Origin of the sequence: Kribbella antiqua (assembly GCF_004345665.1) — a bacterium.
Lineage (GTDB): Bacteria > Actinomycetota > Actinomycetes > Propionibacteriales > Kribbellaceae > Kribbella > Kribbella antiqua.
On sequence record NZ_SLWR01000001.1, the window covers coordinates 440,564 to 455,901 of the forward strand.

Genomic DNA, 15,338 nt, shown 5'->3' on the forward strand with positions numbered 1-15,338 from the left:
GACCGGCGGTCAGCCGAGCACGGTCAGGTCCAGCCGGCCAAGCCGCGACGGGTCGGCCATCACGTTGATTTCGACGATCTTGCTCTGTACGACGGTGAATCCCATGACCGAGACCGGCCGCCCGTCGACGGTCACCACCACACCCGCGGCACCGTTCACCAAGGCCGGCCGGACGATCGCGCCACGCCGCTGCCCGAACATGACTGCTCGGCCGGCGACGGCAGCCGCCCCGTGGACAGTCACCACAGACGCAGCACCTTCGTCGGAGCGCAGTACGACGTCGGGATCCAGGACAGCGATGAGACCGTTGAGTTCGCCTTCATGCGCCGCGGCGAAGAAGGCCTCTACCACTTCCTGCTGCCCGCTCACATCGGGATCGGCGACCTCGGTGCCCTGCACCCGGCGCCGCGCCCGGCTCGCGAGTTGCCGTGCCGCGGCCGGCGTACGGCCCACCGTGGGAGCGATCTCATCAAACGGCAGATCGAACATGTCGTGCAGTACGAACGCCACCCGCTCAGCCGGAGCGAGGGTCTCGAGCACCACCTGAAGCGCGAGCCCGACCGCATCGGCCAGCAGCGCCGCGTCCTCGGGAGTGACACCGTCCGGATGGCTGATCACCGGGTCTGGCACATGCACGCCCATGAACTCCTCCCGCCTGCTCTTCCGCGCGCGCAGTACGTTCAGGCACACCCGGACGACGATCGTGGTCAGCCACGCGTCGATGCTGTCGATCCCGTCCGCACCCGCCCGGCTGGCCCGCAGCCAGGCTTCCTGTACGGCGTCATCCGCCTCGGCAAGCGAACCGAGCATCCGGTACGCCACCGCCCGCAGGCGGATCCGGTTCCGCTCGAAATCCTCCGCCAGCCAGTCCGGCTCAGTCATCGGTCACATTCCTCCGCGCGACATGTCATTGGGATGACACGTCACATCAGTGTGATGTGACAACGGTTCAAGCCCGGCCGTGGCTGGTGCGGGAGCGGCGGGCCCCAGCGATGCTACGGCTCGTCGATGTCTTCGTCGCGAGCCGCCCTCTGGCCCAACTCGTGACGTAACCGGCGCCGGTAGATCGCCAGCCTGAGGTCAATGACTCGGGCCTTGCCGTCCGATTGCCGGCGTCCCACGTCGAGTTCCTCGACCATGGCCAGAGCGGCTGCCAGTTCATCAGGTGGCCACGAATCCAGGGGCTCTGAGCGCGCGAGACGATCCAAAAACTTTGACGTCATCGCCGCGGCCTCCCAGGCACGTAGAATCGGCGCCGGGGTCTGGGGCACGCCCACACTATCGCCCGAAGCAGCGATGCACCAGACGAAACGATCACCCGCGCCGAGGACGCTCGTGCAGTCAGGCGCGACCGTGGCTGGTCCGGGAACGACGGGCCAGGGAGTCGACGCCGACCGCCAGCAGCAACACCACGCCGGTGACGAGGAACCGGTACGACGAGTCGAGGCTCCCCCCATTACGCAAAGAAACCCCCGGCCCATGCCTGGACCGCGGGCTAGCGAGTGACCCGAAAGTCGGTGAGACCGGTTGGTTGCTCCTCCGCCTCGTCGACCCGTTCGACTCGGGCATAAGGCGGACCATGCCGAGCCCACTCGACCATCCGTCGTACGTCGTCCTCGGAGCCCTCGAAGAGCGCCTCGACGGTTCCGTCCGGCCGGTTCCGCACCCAGCCACCGACACCGGCTTTCTGAGCCTGTCGCCGGCAGCTGTCCCGGAAGAACACGCCTTGGACGAGTCCGTGTACTACTACGCGGCGGCAGATCCTACTCATTCGGGACGCGGAGGTAGGTGAGGCCTCTGAGGTCCAGGTAGGTGTCGGTGGGCGTGGTCACCACCCGGAGCAGCACGGCGTCGCAGCCTGGGCAGCGCGCTACCAGGCCGGGTGCGTCCACGTAGAGGTGGGTGTCGGCGAACGGGCCGGTTTGGGCGCAGCCGGCACAGCGGGCGATGGCAGCGGTGATGTCGACCGTGAAGAGCTCGCTCAAGGCGCCGGCGGCCGCGTTTCCGTCGAGGTGAGTGGTCATCGAGGGCCTCCTGTCGGGCCGAAGCGTTCAGTTCTTACCGTGGCCGGATCGTGGCCTGCGGCAACCAATAGGTCGGCGACGGCTTCCACGAACGGGGTCGGGCCGCAGACGTACGTCGTCGGCGACACCGAAGGCTCGAAGGCGACGTGATCCAGCAGTTCCGCGTCGACCCGGCCCACCTGCTCCTCCGGTGCCGGCGCCTCCCGGGTGTAGCGCAGCCGTACGCCGACGTTGTCCGCCATCGCCAGCTTCTTCAACTCATCCGCGTAGATCACCGACGCAGGACGCCGTACGGAATAGAGCAATCGGACCGGAGCCGTGCTGGCTGCGGCCGAGTGAGCGCGCAGCATCGCCATCAGCGGCACGACACCCGAGCCGCCGCCGATCAGCTGGACAGGCCCAGGCTGTTCGGGCTTCCACACGAACCATCCACCGACCGGCCCACGGATCTCCAGCGGGTCGCCGACGTTCAGCACCTCGACCAAGTACGGCGAAACCTCGCCGTCCGGCACTTGCTCGACGGTCAGCTCGATGGTGTCACCGGTCCAGGCCGACGCGATCGAGTACGAGCGCGACGCCCGATACCCGTCCGGCGCGGTCAGCCGCACATCCAGGTGTTGCCCGGCCACGTGACCGGGCCACTCCGGGACCTGCAGGACCAATGTCCGCGCGGTCGACGTCTCACGCCGTACGTCGACAACCGTCGCCACCTGCCAGGTCAGTCGCCGGCGTATCGCTGTTCTCTCCATGGATCTCCGTACTCGTGGTAGCCGGCGGTCTCCCAGAAGCCGAGGTCTTCGGTATCGGACAGCACGAGGCCGCGGACCCACTTGGCGCTCTTCCAGAAGTACAGGTGCGGCACGAGCAGCCGGGCCGGGCCGCCGTGCTCCGGGTCGAGCGGCTCACCGTCGTACTCGTACGCAATCCAGGCCTGCCCGTCAAGCAGGTCGTCCAGCGGCAGGTTCGTCGTGTAGCCGCCGTAGCTGTGCGCGAGCGCGAAATCGGCGCCCGTCTCGACATCAGCGAGCACGGTGTCGAGCGAGACGCCCTTCCAGCTCGTCTCGAGCTTCGACCACCTGGTCACGCAGTGGATGTCTTTGGTGATCTCCTCGGCCGGCAGCGCGAGCAGAGCGGCCCAGTCCCACTTGCGCACCTCACCGGTCTCGGTGGTGACCGTGAACTCCCAGTGCTCGGTCCGGATGTGCGGAGTCGGCCCTGCCGACAGCACCGGGAAGTCGTGGGTCAGATACTGCCCCGGGGGCAGGTTCGTCCCTTCCCGGCGGCGCCCGGCGAACCCCGGCGACACAATCCCCATCGCGGCCCTCCCCTAGCTGATGCCTGAGGGAAGTCAATCACGCCGCGGTCAGATTCCGAGGGTTCGGCCGATGATTTCCTTCATGATTTCGGTGGTGCCGCCGTAGATGGTCTGGATGCGGGTGTCGAGGTAGGCCTTGGCGATCGGGTACTCGGTCATGAAGCCGTAGCCGCCGTACAGCTGGAGGCAGCGGTCGACGACCTTCTTCTGCAGCTCGGTGGTCCACCACTTCGCCATCGCGGCCTCGGCGACGGTCAGCGTGCCGGCGTTCAGCTCCTGGATGCAGCGGTCGACGAAGACCCGGGCGATGGTGGTCTCGGTGGCGAGCTCGGCGAGGACGAAGCGGCTGTTCTGGAAGGAGCCGATCGGGCGGCCGAACGCCGTACGGTCCTTCACGTACTCCAGCGTCGACGCGAGCAGGTTCTCGCAGGCCGCGGCTGCGACGACCGCGATGGCGAGGCGTTCCTGCGGCAGCTTCTCCATCAGGTAGCCGAAGCCTTTGCCCTCCTCGCCGAGGAGGTTCTCCGCCGGGACCAACACGTTGTCGAAGAACAGTTCGGCGGTGTCCTGCGCCTTGAGACCGATCTTGTCCAGATTGCGGCCGCGCTCGAAGCCGGGCATGCCCCGCTCGACGACGAGCAGCGAGATGCCCTGCGCGCCGGCCGCTGGATCCGTCTTCGCGACGACGATGACGAGATCGGCGAGGATGCCGTTGGAGATGAACGTCTTCTGACCGTTCAGCACGTAGTGGTCGCCGTCGCGGCGGGCCGTGGTCTGGATGCCCTGCAGGTCACTGCCCGCGCCGGGCTCGGTCATCGCGATCGCGGTGATCGTCTCGCCAGAGCAGAACCCGGGCAGCCAGCGTGCCTTCTGCTCGTCGTTCGCATAGGCGAGCAGGTACGCCGAGTTGATGTCGGTGTGGATGCCGAACCCGACCCCACTCGCGCGGGCCCGGGTCAGCTCCTCGGTCACCACCGCGTTGAACCGGAAGTCGCGGACACCACCACCGCCGTACTCCTCCGGCATCATGAACCCGAGCAGCCCGGCCCGGCCGGCCGCGGTCCACACCTCCCGCGGGACGATGCCGGCCTCCTCCCAGCTGTCGTGGTGCGGCACGATCTCCTTGTCGCAGAACGCCCGCACGGTCTCCCGGAAGGCGTCGTGATCGGCCTCGAAGAGCTGACGTTCCACGGTGGTTCTCCTAATCCTGTACGGCGGCCGCGGTCGCGAGCAGCTCGTCGATGCCAGTGATCCCCCAGTCGGCGAGGGCCTCGCGGGTGTGCTGCCCGGCCCGGGCCGGAGGTCGTTCGAGGCTCGTCGGCGTTCTGCTGAAGCGTGGCGCGGGTGCGGCCTGCCGGACGCCCTGATGCTCCACAAAGGTGCCACGGGCAACGAGATGCGGATGGTCGGCGGCCAGCGGGAGAACCGGCGCGACGCAGGCGTCCGAGCCGTCGAACACCTCCGCCCACTCGGCCTGGGTGCGCTGCAGGAACGTCTCGGCAAGCACCTTGCGGAGCTCCGGCCAGGTGGCCGGGTCGTTGCGATCCGGGCCGGTGATGCCGAGCTTGGTGATGAGCTCGTCGTAGAACGGCTGCTCCAGCGCGCCGACCGCGACGTGCTTGCCGTCCGCGGTCTCGTACACGTCGTAGAACGGCGCGCCGGTGTCGAGCAGGTTGGTCCCGCGCTCCTGCCGCCAGGTCCCGGCGGCCAGTGCGCCGAGCAACATCGTGGTGAGGTGCGCCGAGCCATCCACGATCGCGGCATCGACGACCTGGCCCTGCCCGCTCTGCCGTGCTTCGTGCAACGCGGCCAGTACGCCGATCACGAGGTAGAGCGAACCGCCGGCGAAGTCCCCCAGCAGGTTGGCCGGAATCTGCGGTGGTCCACCCGCGCGGCCGATCAGATGCAAGGCACCCGAGAGCGCGATGTAGTCGATGTCGTGCCCGGCGCTCTGCGCGAGCGGACCGTCCTGGCCCCAGCCGGTCATCCGCCCATAGACGAGCTTCGGGTTGATCGCGTGGCAGTCCTCCGGGCCAAGCCCCAGCCGTTCCGTGACGCCCGGCCGGAAGCCTTCGACGAGTACGTCGGCTTGTGCGACCAAGCGTCGTACGACGTCGATCGCCTGGGGGTTCTTCAGGTCCAGGGCGACGCTGCGACGGCCGCGGTTGACCAGGTCGAGCTCGGGCGGGCCGAGCGACAGCCCGCCGCCCGGGCGGTCGATCCGCAGTACGTCCGCGCCGAGCTCGGCGAGCATCATGCAGGCGAACGGCGCCGGCCCGAGCCCGGCAAGCTCGACGACCTTCACCCCCTGAAGTGGGCCCATGCCGCTATTGTGACAGTTCTACTGTCACAGTCGTCAAGTCATCCTGCGTACGGCGGCACGGTTCGGACATAGGTCTTCATGCCAGGTACTCGCCGAAGGTGATGCGACCGTACGGCGTCCCGTCGACGACCGCGGCCCCGTCCCTGAAGGCCCGGAAGATCTTGCCCGGGACGCGGACCGGCACCACCGGGCGCCGTGACCCCCGCGCAGCTCTCCAGGCGCGGGCGAGTTCCGGCACCGGCAGGATCTCCGGCCCACCGATATCAGCCGCCCGGCCGATCACCGGCTCGCCGACGAGCTCGGTCAAGCGTACGGCGACATCCTCGACCGCGATCGGCTGCAGCTTGGCCGCCGGTGCGAAGAGAGCCGGCAGCTTCACGCTGAAGATCCGGTCGAGCAGGGTGTGGAACTGCGTGGCCCGCAGGATCGTGTACGACGCCCGGGACTCGACCAGCCGCTCGGCCGCGAGCTTGTGGCGGTAGTACGCCAGTGGGATCCGGTCGATGCCGGCGATCGACATGTACAGGACGTGCGTCGTCGCCGGCGCGGCGTCGAGGAGGTTGCGGGTCTGCTGAACGTCTTTGCGTCCCTGCGCGGTCGCGAGGTGGACGATCTGGTCGACGCCGTCGACGGCCGCCTGGAGGCCGGTCCCGGTGGTCAGGTCGCCGGTGACGAGGCCTGGTCCGGTCCGGCGACTGAGCACCCGGACCGTGTGACCGGCGGCGCGAAGGTGTTCGACGGTGGGCCGGCCGAGGGCGCCGGTGCCGCCGGTGACAAGGAGGCCGGTCATTGGGCCTCCCGGCCTGGACTGAGGAGCGGAGGGAGCGAAGCGACTGGAGCGACGAGGGAAGGCCGGGAGTTCCAGCCCAATGACCCGCCGCGCCGGAGGCGTGGCATCAGTACTGTCATCTTGGTGTCCTTTCGGTTCACCAAGGAAGATCGGGTAGCCCTCCGATTCGTGACAGCTGTCCGGCCGCGAAGCCGAGTTTGTCCGGATTCATCACGAACCGGAGGTCGGTCACACCGCCGTCGCCGCCGTCGCCGCCGTCGCCGAAGTCGACGAAGCCGACGGCCTCGATGCCGCGGGGGCTGACGGCAAGGAAGGTGGGCTGCCCGTTCGCCTCGCCGAATGCGACCTCGATCCCGGCGCCGAACTTCTGCAAGGCGCCGACCAGATAGCGCGCGACCCGCTGACGGCCGGTGATGGCGTTCCGCGCCGCGAACACCTTGCCGCCGCCGTCGGCCCGCGTCACCACGTCCTCGGCGAGCAATGTCTCCAGCTCACCGATCTCCCCCAGCCGGGCGGCCGCGATGAACCGCTCGACCAGCCGGCGCCACTCGGCCCGGTCGACCCGGCGCTCGCGCTGCGGCTCAGCTGCGATCCGCTTGGCCGCGCGAGAGGCGAGTTGCCGGGCATTGGCCTCGGACGTGCCGATCAGCTCGGCCACTTCGCGATGGCTGTAGGCGAAGGCCTCCCGCAGTACGTACGCCGCTCGCTCGGCCGGAGTGAGCCGTTCGAGCACGACCAGCAACGCCATCGACACCGAGTCGCGCTCGGCGGCCACGTCCAGCGGGCCGAGCTCCTCGAAGCGTCCACCAGTGAGCACTGGCTCCGGCAACCACTCCCCGACGTACGTCTCCCGCCGAACCCGGGCCGAGGTGAGCTGCCTGATCGACAGATTGGTGACGATCTTCGCCAGGTATGCATCGGCGTCCTTCACCGTGTCCCGGTCAACAGCCTGCCAGCGCAGCCACGCCTCCTGGACAATCTCCTCGGCGTCGGCCGCCGTACCCATCATCCGATAGGCGATCCCGAACAGCCGCCCGCGCAGGCGCTCGACGTCATCCACCGCATCAGTCTGTCAGGAAGGTCTCCGCGGCCTTCTGGATGTTGGTGTAGAACTCGGTCCAGCCGGCTTCGTCGAGGGCGCCGTGGTCGGCCCCGCCTTGGCCGTCGATGAGTTCGCGGACTATGTCGGCGTGGCCGGCGTGGTGGGCGGTCTCGTCGACGACACGGACGAGCAATGCGCCGAAGGTCGTACTGCGGCCGCCCTCTGGCCAGTGTGGGACCTCGGCGGGCGTGTCGAGTGGGAGCTCGGCGATGCTGCGGTCGCTGTGGGCGCAGGCCTGCTTGTAGAGATCGGTGATGTACTCGGTCGACTCGGATGGCAGCGCCCACATGTCGGCGCCTCCCCAGACGGAGCCGTCCTCCTCCCAGGGCAGCAGCTTCTCCGGTGGCCGGCCGACGCTCGTGCCGAGGTAGACGTACTCGATCCCGACCAGGTGCTTGACCAGGCCGAGCAGGTTCGTCCCGGATGGCACCAGTGGGCGGCGCCGGTCGTACTCGGAGATCCCTTCCAGCTTCGCCAGCAGCAACGCACGCGTCCGCTGGAGGTAGTTCTGCAGCTCAACCGCGATCGGATCCGTCATGCCGAGGAGAGTAGTGGGACCCTCAGACAGTTTTCGGTGCGCCCGGTGGGATGAAGGGTGAAGCCGTCGGGCCGTGCTCGATCAGCTTCATCAGGGCGGCGGTGTCGACGTACTCGTCGATCGCGTCGGCGAGGCGGTCGAGGCGGGATTCGCGCAGCGCGGCGAACGAGACCGTGCCATCGGGCGCCGGCTTGCCGGTCAATTCGGCGACCTCGGTCAGGAACGCGTGACGTCGCGCGTCGTCGTCCAGCAGCCCATGCCAGATCGTTCCCCAGGTATTCCCGACCCGGCACCCACCCGGGAACTCCGCGGCCTCGCCCACCACGGTCGCCACTCCGTGATGGATTTCGTACGCCGTCCGCGCCGGCCGTGCGAGCACCTTCTCAGCAGCAAAAACCGTTGCGACGGGCAACAACCCGAGTCCTGTGTGTTCGCCACCGCCTTCGACTCCGTGCGGATCCGAGATCGCACCGCCCAGCAACTGATAACCGCCGCAGATCCCCAGCACCGGCCGACCCGCTGCAACCCGGCCCGCCACAGCCTCGGCAAGGCCCATCGACCGCAGCCACTCCAGATCGGACACGGTCGCTCGCGACCCCGGAAGCACGAGGAGATCGGCGTCGCGGACCTCAGCCGGGCTGGTCGTGAAGAAGACACTGTTGGTCGGCTCGACCGCGAGCGCGTCGAGGTCGGTGAAGTTGCTGATCCGCGGGAACCGGACCACCGCGATCGACAACACCTCCGCGCTGCCGGACGTCCGTCGTACCGGAACATCGAGGGCGTCCTCGGAGTCGAGCCAGAGCTCGGGCAGCCAGGGCAGCACGCCGTACGTCGGGCGGCCGGTTGCCGACGTCAGCATGTCGATGCCCGGCTGGAGCAGGGACGCGTCGCCGCGGAACTTGTTCACCAGGAACCCGCTGATCAGCGCCTGGTCCGCGGCATCCAGCAGCGCCACCGTCCCGAACATCGATGCGAACACTCCCCCGCGATCGATGTCGCCGACCACGACCACCGGCGCCTGGATGTGCTGCGCGAGCCCCATGTTGACGTAGTCGGACTGCCGGAGGTTGATCTCCGTCGGACTGCCCGCGCCCTCGCTGATCACCACGTCGTACCTGGACGCCAGATCGTCGTACGCCGCGAACGCCGCCTTGGCCAGCTCGGCACGCTCGGTCAGGAAGCCGCGGGCGGTGAGCTCACCCCACGGCTCCCCCATCAGTACGACGTGACTGCGGCGGTCGCTGCCGGGTTTGAGCAGCACCGGATTCATGGCGGCCTCCGGCTCGGCGCCGGCCGCAACAGCCTGGATCCACTGCGCGCGGCCGATCTCCGCGCCGTCCGCACAGACCATCGAGTTGTTCGACATGTTCTGCGCCTTGTACGGCGCGACGCGCACACCCTGGCGTGCCAGCCACCGGCACAGCCCGGTCACCACGGTCGTCTTGCCCGCGTCGGACGTCGTACCAGCAATCAGCAGTGAACCCACGCGCGTTACCTTAATGCGCGCATCACCAGCGCCAGGTAGAGCCGGTAGCGACCGTGCGGGTTGTCCAGCTCGAATCCGAGGACCTCTACGGCGTGCTCCAACCGGTAAGCGACCGTGCTGTGATGCCGGTACACCAGCGCGGCCGCCTTCCGCACCGAGTCGGTGAAGCAGTACGCACGGAGGATCGCGAGCAGGTCGTCACCGCCAGGCTCAGCGGCGATGCGGTCGAGGGCGGCGACATCCGGCGAGGTCGCGATGTCCTCCGGCCGCAGCCGCTCGGCGAGAACGAGCAGGCCACCGAGCTCGTCGGCTCGCACGACCGGCTCCTCGGGTGAGGCGAGCCGCAACGCTGTGCAGGCATCGCGCCACGACTCCGCCGCCCGGATGGCAGGCACCACGGGACCAACGCCCGTACGCACGTCCGGGTCCACATCGGCTCGGCCCGGCCACAAACTCACCGTGTGATCACCAATCGGCGCCGATAGCTGACGGGTGACCGGCGTACCTCTGGAGACCGCGACTTGGAGTGGCGCGCTTGGTGCGATGCCGAGCAGGTGCAGGGCGCGGGAGCGTTCGGCGATGCCCGCGGTGGCGGACACGACCAGCTCGACCAGGGCGGGATCACCGACTGCGGGAAGCTTGCTGACAGTGCGGTCAAGCAGGACCGCTCCGGTCAGCGCGAACCGTTCCAGCACGATCTCGTCCAGTGACAGTGGTTCTGCGTCCCGAGCCAGCCAGAAGACGGCGTCGCCGTACTCGCGGATCTGCGCCGCCGCGGGCGGTCCGGCGACGTCGATGGCGCCGGACGGCTCGGCCCGGAGGACCAGGCCGCGACCGGCCGCCTCGATCCCCACCGGACACTCGGCCAGCGCCGCCGTACTCTTCAGCAAGGTGTTGAGATCGGCCCGGTCCGTCATCAGCGCGTCGAAGAAGCCGATCACGCGCACGGCACTCTCCGCATCGGCATCCAGCGCCGACAACCGCAGTAACAGGCCCTTCATAAACCGAGGCTACCGGCCCCACGCGCTGAAAGAGTCCTCCGCCAGGCGGCGGAATCAACACCACGGATACCCGCCGGATGGCGGCTGTGGCGTGACATGGTGGAAACGCATGCTCGACTCACCCTCGAGCAAGGAGACAGCGCGATGACGGACTACCCGATCGACCCCGAACTCCAGCCCTGGCTGGCGATGCTGCCGGAAATCGACCTGGCCGACATCGTCGCCAGTCGGACGCAGTCCGACGAGCTGATCGGCCACCTGCCGCCGGTCGAGGTACCGGACGGCATCGCGATCCGCGAGGTGTCGATCCCGGGGCGCGACGGTGCCCCCGCCATCCGCGCGCGGATGTATGCACCGACCGACGCGAGCGACTCGCCGCGGCCCGGGTACGTGCAGATCCACGGCGGTGGCTTCGTGCTGGGTGATATCGACATGTTCGAGCAGGCTCCGGTCGACATCGCCGCGGCCTGTGGAGCGGTGGTCGTCGCCCCGGACTACCGGCTCGCTCCGGAGCACCCGTTCCCGGCCGGGCTCGAAGACTGCTACGCCACCCTGGAGTGGCTCGCCGCGCATGCCGACGAGCTCGGCGTCGACCGCGACCGGATCGCCGTCGGTGGCGAGAGCGCCGGTGGCGGTCTCGCGGCCGCCGTCGCACTACTCGCCCGGGACCGCCAAGGACCCGCGCTCTGCTTCCAAATGCTCGACATTCCCGAGCTCGACGATCGCCTCGACACCGACTCGATGACGAACTTCGTCGACACCCCACTGTGGAACCGTCCCGCCGCCGTACTCAGCTGGAAGTACTACCTGTCCGGCGACCCCGAGAAGCTCGGGCTGCAGTACGCCGCTCCGTCGCGGGCGGAGGATCTCACCGGTCTGCCGCCCGCGTACGTGGCGACCTGCGAGTTCGACCCGCTCCGCGACGAAGGGCTGATCTACGCGCAGCGCCTGCTCGCGGCGGGCGTCAGCACAGAGGTGCACCACTACCCGGGGACATTCCACGGCTGCTCCATGGTCAGGGGTGCGGCCGTCACCCAGCGGATGGAGGCCGACAAGTTGGCCGCCCTCCGCCGGGCGCTCAGCTAATCCCTACTCCGGAGACTGCCGCTCCCCCTGTTCGGCCTCCGGCCGGACCGGGGTGATGCGGCGGCCCTGGACGTCGGTGCTCGGCAGCCGTGGCGTCGGCCCCTGGAACCTGGTCGCACCCGCGCTTTCGCGCGCGGACAGCGGTTTGGCGATGTTCTCCAGCGACTTCCCCTCAGCGTCCACCCCGAAGATCCAGGCGATGACACCACCGATCAGCATGACCGCGGCGCCGATGATGTAACCGACCGTCAGCGGACCGCGGGCCGGATGGTCGCCCTCGCCGATCAGCGACGCGAACAGGAACGGCGCGATGACGCCACCGGTGAGCTGCGAGATCGCGAAGAAGAACGAGATCGCCTGACCACGCAGCTCGATCGGGAAGATCTCACTCACGGTCAGGTACGCCGATGACGCACCGGCTGAGGCGAAGAAGAACACCACGCACCACAGCCCGGTCAGCGACGCCGCGTTCAGCGCGCCGGAGTTGAACAGCAGCGCAGTGATGAACAGTACGACCGCCGAAACCGAGTAGGTACCGAGGATCATCTTGCGCCGGCCGATGGTGTCGAAGAAGTGGCCGAGCAGCAGCGGACCGGCCAGGTTGCCGATCGCGAACGGGAAGAAGTAGAGCGCGATGCTGGAGTCGTTCAGGCCGAAGTACGCCTTCAGCACCAGGGCGTAGGTGAAGAAGATCGCGTTGTAGAGGAACGCCTGGGTGACCATCATCGAGAAGCCGAGGAAGGACCGGCTGCGGTAGTCGCGCAGCATCACCCGGGCGATCTCGCGGTACGTCACCGGCGGGTAGTCGATCACGGCGATCGCCTCGTCCTCGCGGACGGCGCGCAGCTCACCGCCCTGCCGCCGTACCGTTTCCTCGATCTCGTCGACGGTCCGCTCGGCCCGCTCGACCTGGCCGTGGGTCATCAGCCAGCGCGGGCTCTCCGGGATGTGCCGGCGCAGGTAGATGATCATCAGGCCCATCACCGGACCGATCAGGAAGCACAGCCGCCAGCCCCACTCGATCGGGATGATGTTCTCGTTCAGGAACACCAGGCCGACCGCGGAGCCGATCAGCGCGCCGGCCCAGTAGGTGCCGTTCACGCCGATGTCGACCCGGCCGCGGTACCGCGACGGGATCAGCTCGTCGATGGCGGAGTTGATGGCGGCGTACTCACCGCCGATGCCCATCCCGGCGACGAACCGGCAGAGCGCGATCGACCAGAAGTCCCAGGCCAGGCCGGCCGCACCCGACGCGATCAGGTAGACCAGCAGCGTGATGATGAACAGGCTGCGCCGGCCCCACTTGTCGGTCAGCCGGCCGAAGACCAGCGCACCGACCACCTCACCGGCCAAGTAGATCGAGGCGAGCAGCCCGACCTCGGCCGTGCTCAGGCCCAGGGTTTGTGTCTCCTTGAGGACGTTGCCGACCAGGGAGACCAGCTGGATCTCCAGTCCGTCAAGGATCCAGGAGACGCCGAGCCCGACGACGATCATCCAGTGGAACCGCGTCCACGGCAGCCGGTCCATCCGGGCCGGCACGAGACTAGGTATCGCCCGTCCTTCTTCCAACGCGTGTTCTGTGCTCATGCCGCTCCTCCCGGCCTGTGTTCCGGATGTGCCCGGAAAGACACACCATCTCGGCCCGTACCCCGGGAGTAACGAACTCCAAACCCAATGTCACACGATTGCCAGCTCCGTGGTGACACGATTGCCAGCTCCGTGGTGACAGCAGCCCGAGGCCGCAGGCCAGTCCAGATGAATCAGCGCGTCGACGTCCTGTGGGGACCAGGAGTGGTCCTAGTCGTGCCTGATCACCAGTGCGTACTTCACGACGACGCCAGGTCGAGGACTTGGGCCGTGGGCAGTTTCGCGAGGTCAGCGCCGTCGACGACGAGCTTGGACGCACGGACACCGCTGCCGATGACGACCAGGGCGGCCCGTACCACCGCCTCGTCCACCAGCACGGGCCAGTCCGCGGGCAGCCCGATCGGCGTGATCCCGCCGTACTCCATCCCCGTCGAGCTCACCGCGTCGTCTTGCGCGGCGAACGAGATCTTCCGGACGCCGAGATGCTTGCGGATCACCCCGTTCACGTCCGCCCGATCGGTCGCTAGCACCATCACAGCCGCGTACGTCGACTCACCGGCCCGCTTGCCGTGCACGATCACGCAGTTGGCCGACGCCGCCATCGGTACGTCGTACTCCGCGCAAAAGGCGGCTGTGTCGGCCAGCCCGGGGTCGATCGCCGCCGCATACGCCTCGAGCGATCCGAGGCCGTCGCGAACCGGCGCTGCCAGCAACTCCGGCACCTCCGCGGCCGGCTGCCAGTCGAGCTTGCCCAGCATTGGAGCGGTCATTCGCCGGCTCGCTTGACGAGGTCGGCGTACTCGGGGTGTTCCTCGAGGTATTCCTGGTAGAACGGGCAGGCCGGTTTGACCCGCAGCCCGAGGGCCCGGGCGTCGTCGAGCGACTTCTCCGCGATCGTGCCCGCCACGCCGCCACCGCGGTACTCCGGCAGCGTCTCGGCATGCAAGAAGGCGATCACGCCGGGATACAGCTTGTAATCGACGAAGCCCATCAGGTTGCCGTCGCCGTCGAGCGCCTCGTACCGGCTCCGCTCGCGGGAGTCCACCACGCTGATCTCGTTCTCCATGCTCGTCACTCTAGCCAGCCCCACTGACAGCCCGCCGGTGCGCCGATCCGGCTTGGTCGTGGACACGGGGTAGCATCGCGGGCTGAAATGGGTGTGCACGGGTGGCGGGGTTGGGCGACTGGGTTCGACAACAGGGTTGGATGACAGGTGACGGTGGCGGGTGGTGACGGCGGACCGACCGCTCTCCGGATCATGCTCGGCGGACAGCTGCGGCGGATGCGGGAGTCGGCCGGGATCAGCCGTGCCGATGCCGGGTGGCAGATCCGCGCCTCGGAGTCCAAGGTCAGCCGGATGGAACTCGGCCGGGTCGGGTTCAAGGAGCGCGACGTCAGCGACCTGCTCGAGCTCTACGGCCTGGAGGACGGCGAGGAACGCGCCCGGCTGATGGAGCTCGCGCGGGCCGCCAACAACCCCGGCTGGTGGTCCCGGTACGGCGACGTGATGCCGACCTGGTTCAACAACTACGTCGGCCTGGAGGTCGCGGCGACGCTGATCCGGACGTACGAGGTGATGTTCGTCCCGGGCCTGCTGCAGACCCAGGAGTACGCGCGGGCCGTCGTACAGCTGGGCAAGTCGTATCTACCGGCCGAGGAGATCGAGCAACGGGTCCAGCTGCGGGTGACGCGGCAGCAGATCCTGACCCGGTCGTCGCATCCGGCCCGGCTCTGGGTGGTGATCGACGAGTCGGTACTGCGTCGTCCGGTCGGCGGCGACGACATCCTGCGCAAGCAGATCGAGCACCTGATGATGTGGGCCCAGGAGCCGAACGTCACGCTGCAGATCATGCCGTTCAGCAGCGTCGGTTACCCGGGCGCGGGCGGTGCGTTCAGCATCCTGCGGTTCCCGGACGGCGACCTGCCGGACATCGTCTACATCGAGCACGCCGCCAGTGCGCTGTACCTCGACAAGCTGGAAGAGGTCGACGAGTACGTCGCGATCATGGAGGGGCTCACGATCGCGGCCGCACCCGTCTCCCAGACCGAGGGCCTCCTGAAGGAAGCCCTCGCTCGCATGGATTGA

19 protein-coding genes are annotated in these 15,338 nt (G+C 68.4%); 2 read left to right on the plus strand and 17 right to left on the minus strand.

What is annotated here, in order from left to right; translation table 11 throughout:
• Positions 1 to 9 precede the first annotated feature (9 nt).
• From EV646_RS02235 to EV646_RS02295, 14 genes are all read right to left on the minus strand, one after another.
• Positions 10 to 882 (minus strand): sigma-70 family RNA polymerase sigma factor, encoded by an 873-nt coding sequence (locus tag EV646_RS02235; RefSeq protein WP_132143345.1) that lies wholly within the window; start codon positions 880 to 882, stop codon positions 10 to 12.
• A 113-nt stretch (positions 883 to 995) separates the two neighbouring features.
• Positions 996 to 1,271, minus strand: a complete 276-nt coding sequence (locus EV646_RS02240) for a hypothetical protein (RefSeq protein ID WP_132143347.1) — start codon at positions 1,269 to 1,271, stop codon at positions 996 to 998.
• Positions 1,272 to 1,341: 70 nt separating this feature from the next.
• Complete coding sequence (locus EV646_RS40535; RefSeq protein ID WP_277875084.1) at positions 1,342 to 1,464, minus strand: hypothetical protein; 123 nt, start codon at positions 1,462 to 1,464, stop codon at positions 1,342 to 1,344.
• A 31-nt stretch (positions 1,465 to 1,495) separates the two neighbouring features.
• Positions 1,496 to 1,771 (minus strand): acylphosphatase, encoded by a 276-nt coding sequence (locus tag EV646_RS02245; RefSeq protein WP_132143349.1) that lies wholly within the window; start codon positions 1,769 to 1,771, stop codon positions 1,496 to 1,498.
• On the minus strand, positions 1,764 to 2,024 hold the full coding sequence (locus tag EV646_RS02250; RefSeq protein WP_132143351.1) for a DUF6510 family protein: 261 nt from the start codon (positions 2,022 to 2,024) through the stop codon (positions 1,764 to 1,766). The genes EV646_RS02245 and EV646_RS02250 overlap by 8 nt, the downstream gene beginning before the upstream one ends.
• A complete protein-coding gene (locus tag EV646_RS02255; RefSeq protein ID WP_132143353.1) occupies positions 2,021 to 2,773 on the minus strand; it encodes a ferredoxin reductase in 753 nt (250 codons plus the stop codon). Before EV646_RS02255 ends, EV646_RS02250 begins: the two co-directional genes overlap by 4 nt.
• Entirely contained in the window at positions 2,743 to 3,339 is a 597-nt protein-coding gene (locus tag EV646_RS02260) for a sulfite oxidase-like oxidoreductase (RefSeq protein ID WP_132143355.1), read from the minus strand. Before EV646_RS02260 ends, EV646_RS02255 begins: the two co-directional genes overlap by 31 nt.
• Positions 3,340 to 3,387: 48 nt before the next feature.
• Positions 3,388 to 4,530, minus strand: a complete 1,143-nt coding sequence (locus tag EV646_RS02265; protein ID WP_132143357.1) for an acyl-CoA dehydrogenase family protein — start codon at positions 4,528 to 4,530, stop codon at positions 3,388 to 3,390.
• Between the two features lie 10 nt (positions 4,531 to 4,540).
• Positions 4,541 to 5,662, minus strand: a complete 1,122-nt coding sequence (locus tag EV646_RS02270; protein WP_132143359.1) for a CaiB/BaiF CoA transferase family protein — start codon at positions 5,660 to 5,662, stop codon at positions 4,541 to 4,543.
• A gap of 76 nt (positions 5,663 to 5,738) precedes the next feature.
• Positions 5,739 to 6,452, minus strand: coding sequence for an SDR family oxidoreductase (locus tag EV646_RS02275; RefSeq protein WP_132143361.1), 714 nt, complete (start codon positions 6,450 to 6,452; stop codon positions 5,739 to 5,741).
• 136 nt (positions 6,453 to 6,588) lie between these two features.
• Positions 6,589 to 7,512, minus strand: a complete 924-nt coding sequence (sigJ, locus tag EV646_RS02280) for an RNA polymerase sigma factor SigJ (RefSeq protein ID WP_132143363.1) — start codon at positions 7,510 to 7,512, stop codon at positions 6,589 to 6,591.
• 4 nt (positions 7,513 to 7,516) lie between these two features.
• On the minus strand, positions 7,517 to 8,092 hold the full coding sequence (locus tag EV646_RS02285) for a DinB family protein (protein ID WP_132143365.1): 576 nt from the start codon (positions 8,090 to 8,092) through the stop codon (positions 7,517 to 7,519).
• 22 nt (positions 8,093 to 8,114) lie between these two features.
• A complete protein-coding gene (locus EV646_RS02290; protein ID WP_132143367.1) occupies positions 8,115 to 9,578 on the minus strand; it encodes a cobyric acid synthase in 1,464 nt (487 codons plus the stop codon).
• Between the two features lie 5 nt (positions 9,579 to 9,583).
• A complete protein-coding gene (locus tag EV646_RS02295) occupies positions 9,584 to 10,579 on the minus strand; it encodes a helix-turn-helix domain-containing protein (protein ID WP_132143369.1) in 996 nt (331 codons plus the stop codon).
• Positions 10,580 to 10,723: 144 nt separating this feature from the next.
• Between EV646_RS02295 and EV646_RS02300 the strand changes: the two genes are divergently transcribed.
• The gene (locus EV646_RS02300; RefSeq protein ID WP_132143371.1) at positions 10,724 to 11,665 is read left to right on the plus strand and encodes an alpha/beta hydrolase; all 942 of its coding nucleotides are present in this window, start codon (positions 10,724 to 10,726) and stop codon (positions 11,663 to 11,665) included.
• Between the two features lie 3 nt (positions 11,666 to 11,668).
• Here the strand turns inward: EV646_RS02300 and EV646_RS02305 are convergent, their stop codons facing one another.
• The 3 genes from EV646_RS02305 to EV646_RS02315 all read right to left on the minus strand — a co-directional run bounded on the left by EV646_RS02305 (position 11,669) and on the right by EV646_RS02315 (position 14,318).
• The gene (locus EV646_RS02305) at positions 11,669 to 13,252 is read right to left on the minus strand and encodes an MFS transporter (protein WP_199236754.1); all 1,584 of its coding nucleotides are present in this window, start codon (positions 13,250 to 13,252) and stop codon (positions 11,669 to 11,671) included.
• 239 nt (positions 13,253 to 13,491) lie between these two features.
• Positions 13,492 to 14,022, minus strand: coding sequence for a YbaK/EbsC family protein (locus tag EV646_RS02310; protein ID WP_132143373.1), 531 nt, complete (start codon positions 14,020 to 14,022; stop codon positions 13,492 to 13,494).
• The gene (locus EV646_RS02315) at positions 14,019 to 14,318 is read right to left on the minus strand and encodes a GNAT family N-acetyltransferase (RefSeq protein ID WP_132143375.1); all 300 of its coding nucleotides are present in this window, start codon (positions 14,316 to 14,318) and stop codon (positions 14,019 to 14,021) included. Before EV646_RS02315 ends, EV646_RS02310 begins: the two co-directional genes overlap by 4 nt.
• Positions 14,319 to 14,465: 147 nt before the next feature.
• Between EV646_RS02315 and EV646_RS02320 the strand changes: the two genes are divergently transcribed.
• Positions 14,466 to 15,338 carry a helix-turn-helix domain-containing protein gene (locus EV646_RS02320; RefSeq protein ID WP_422386684.1) on the plus strand — a complete coding sequence of 291 codons (873 nt, stop codon included), beginning with the start codon at positions 14,466 to 14,468 and terminating at the stop codon, positions 15,336 to 15,338.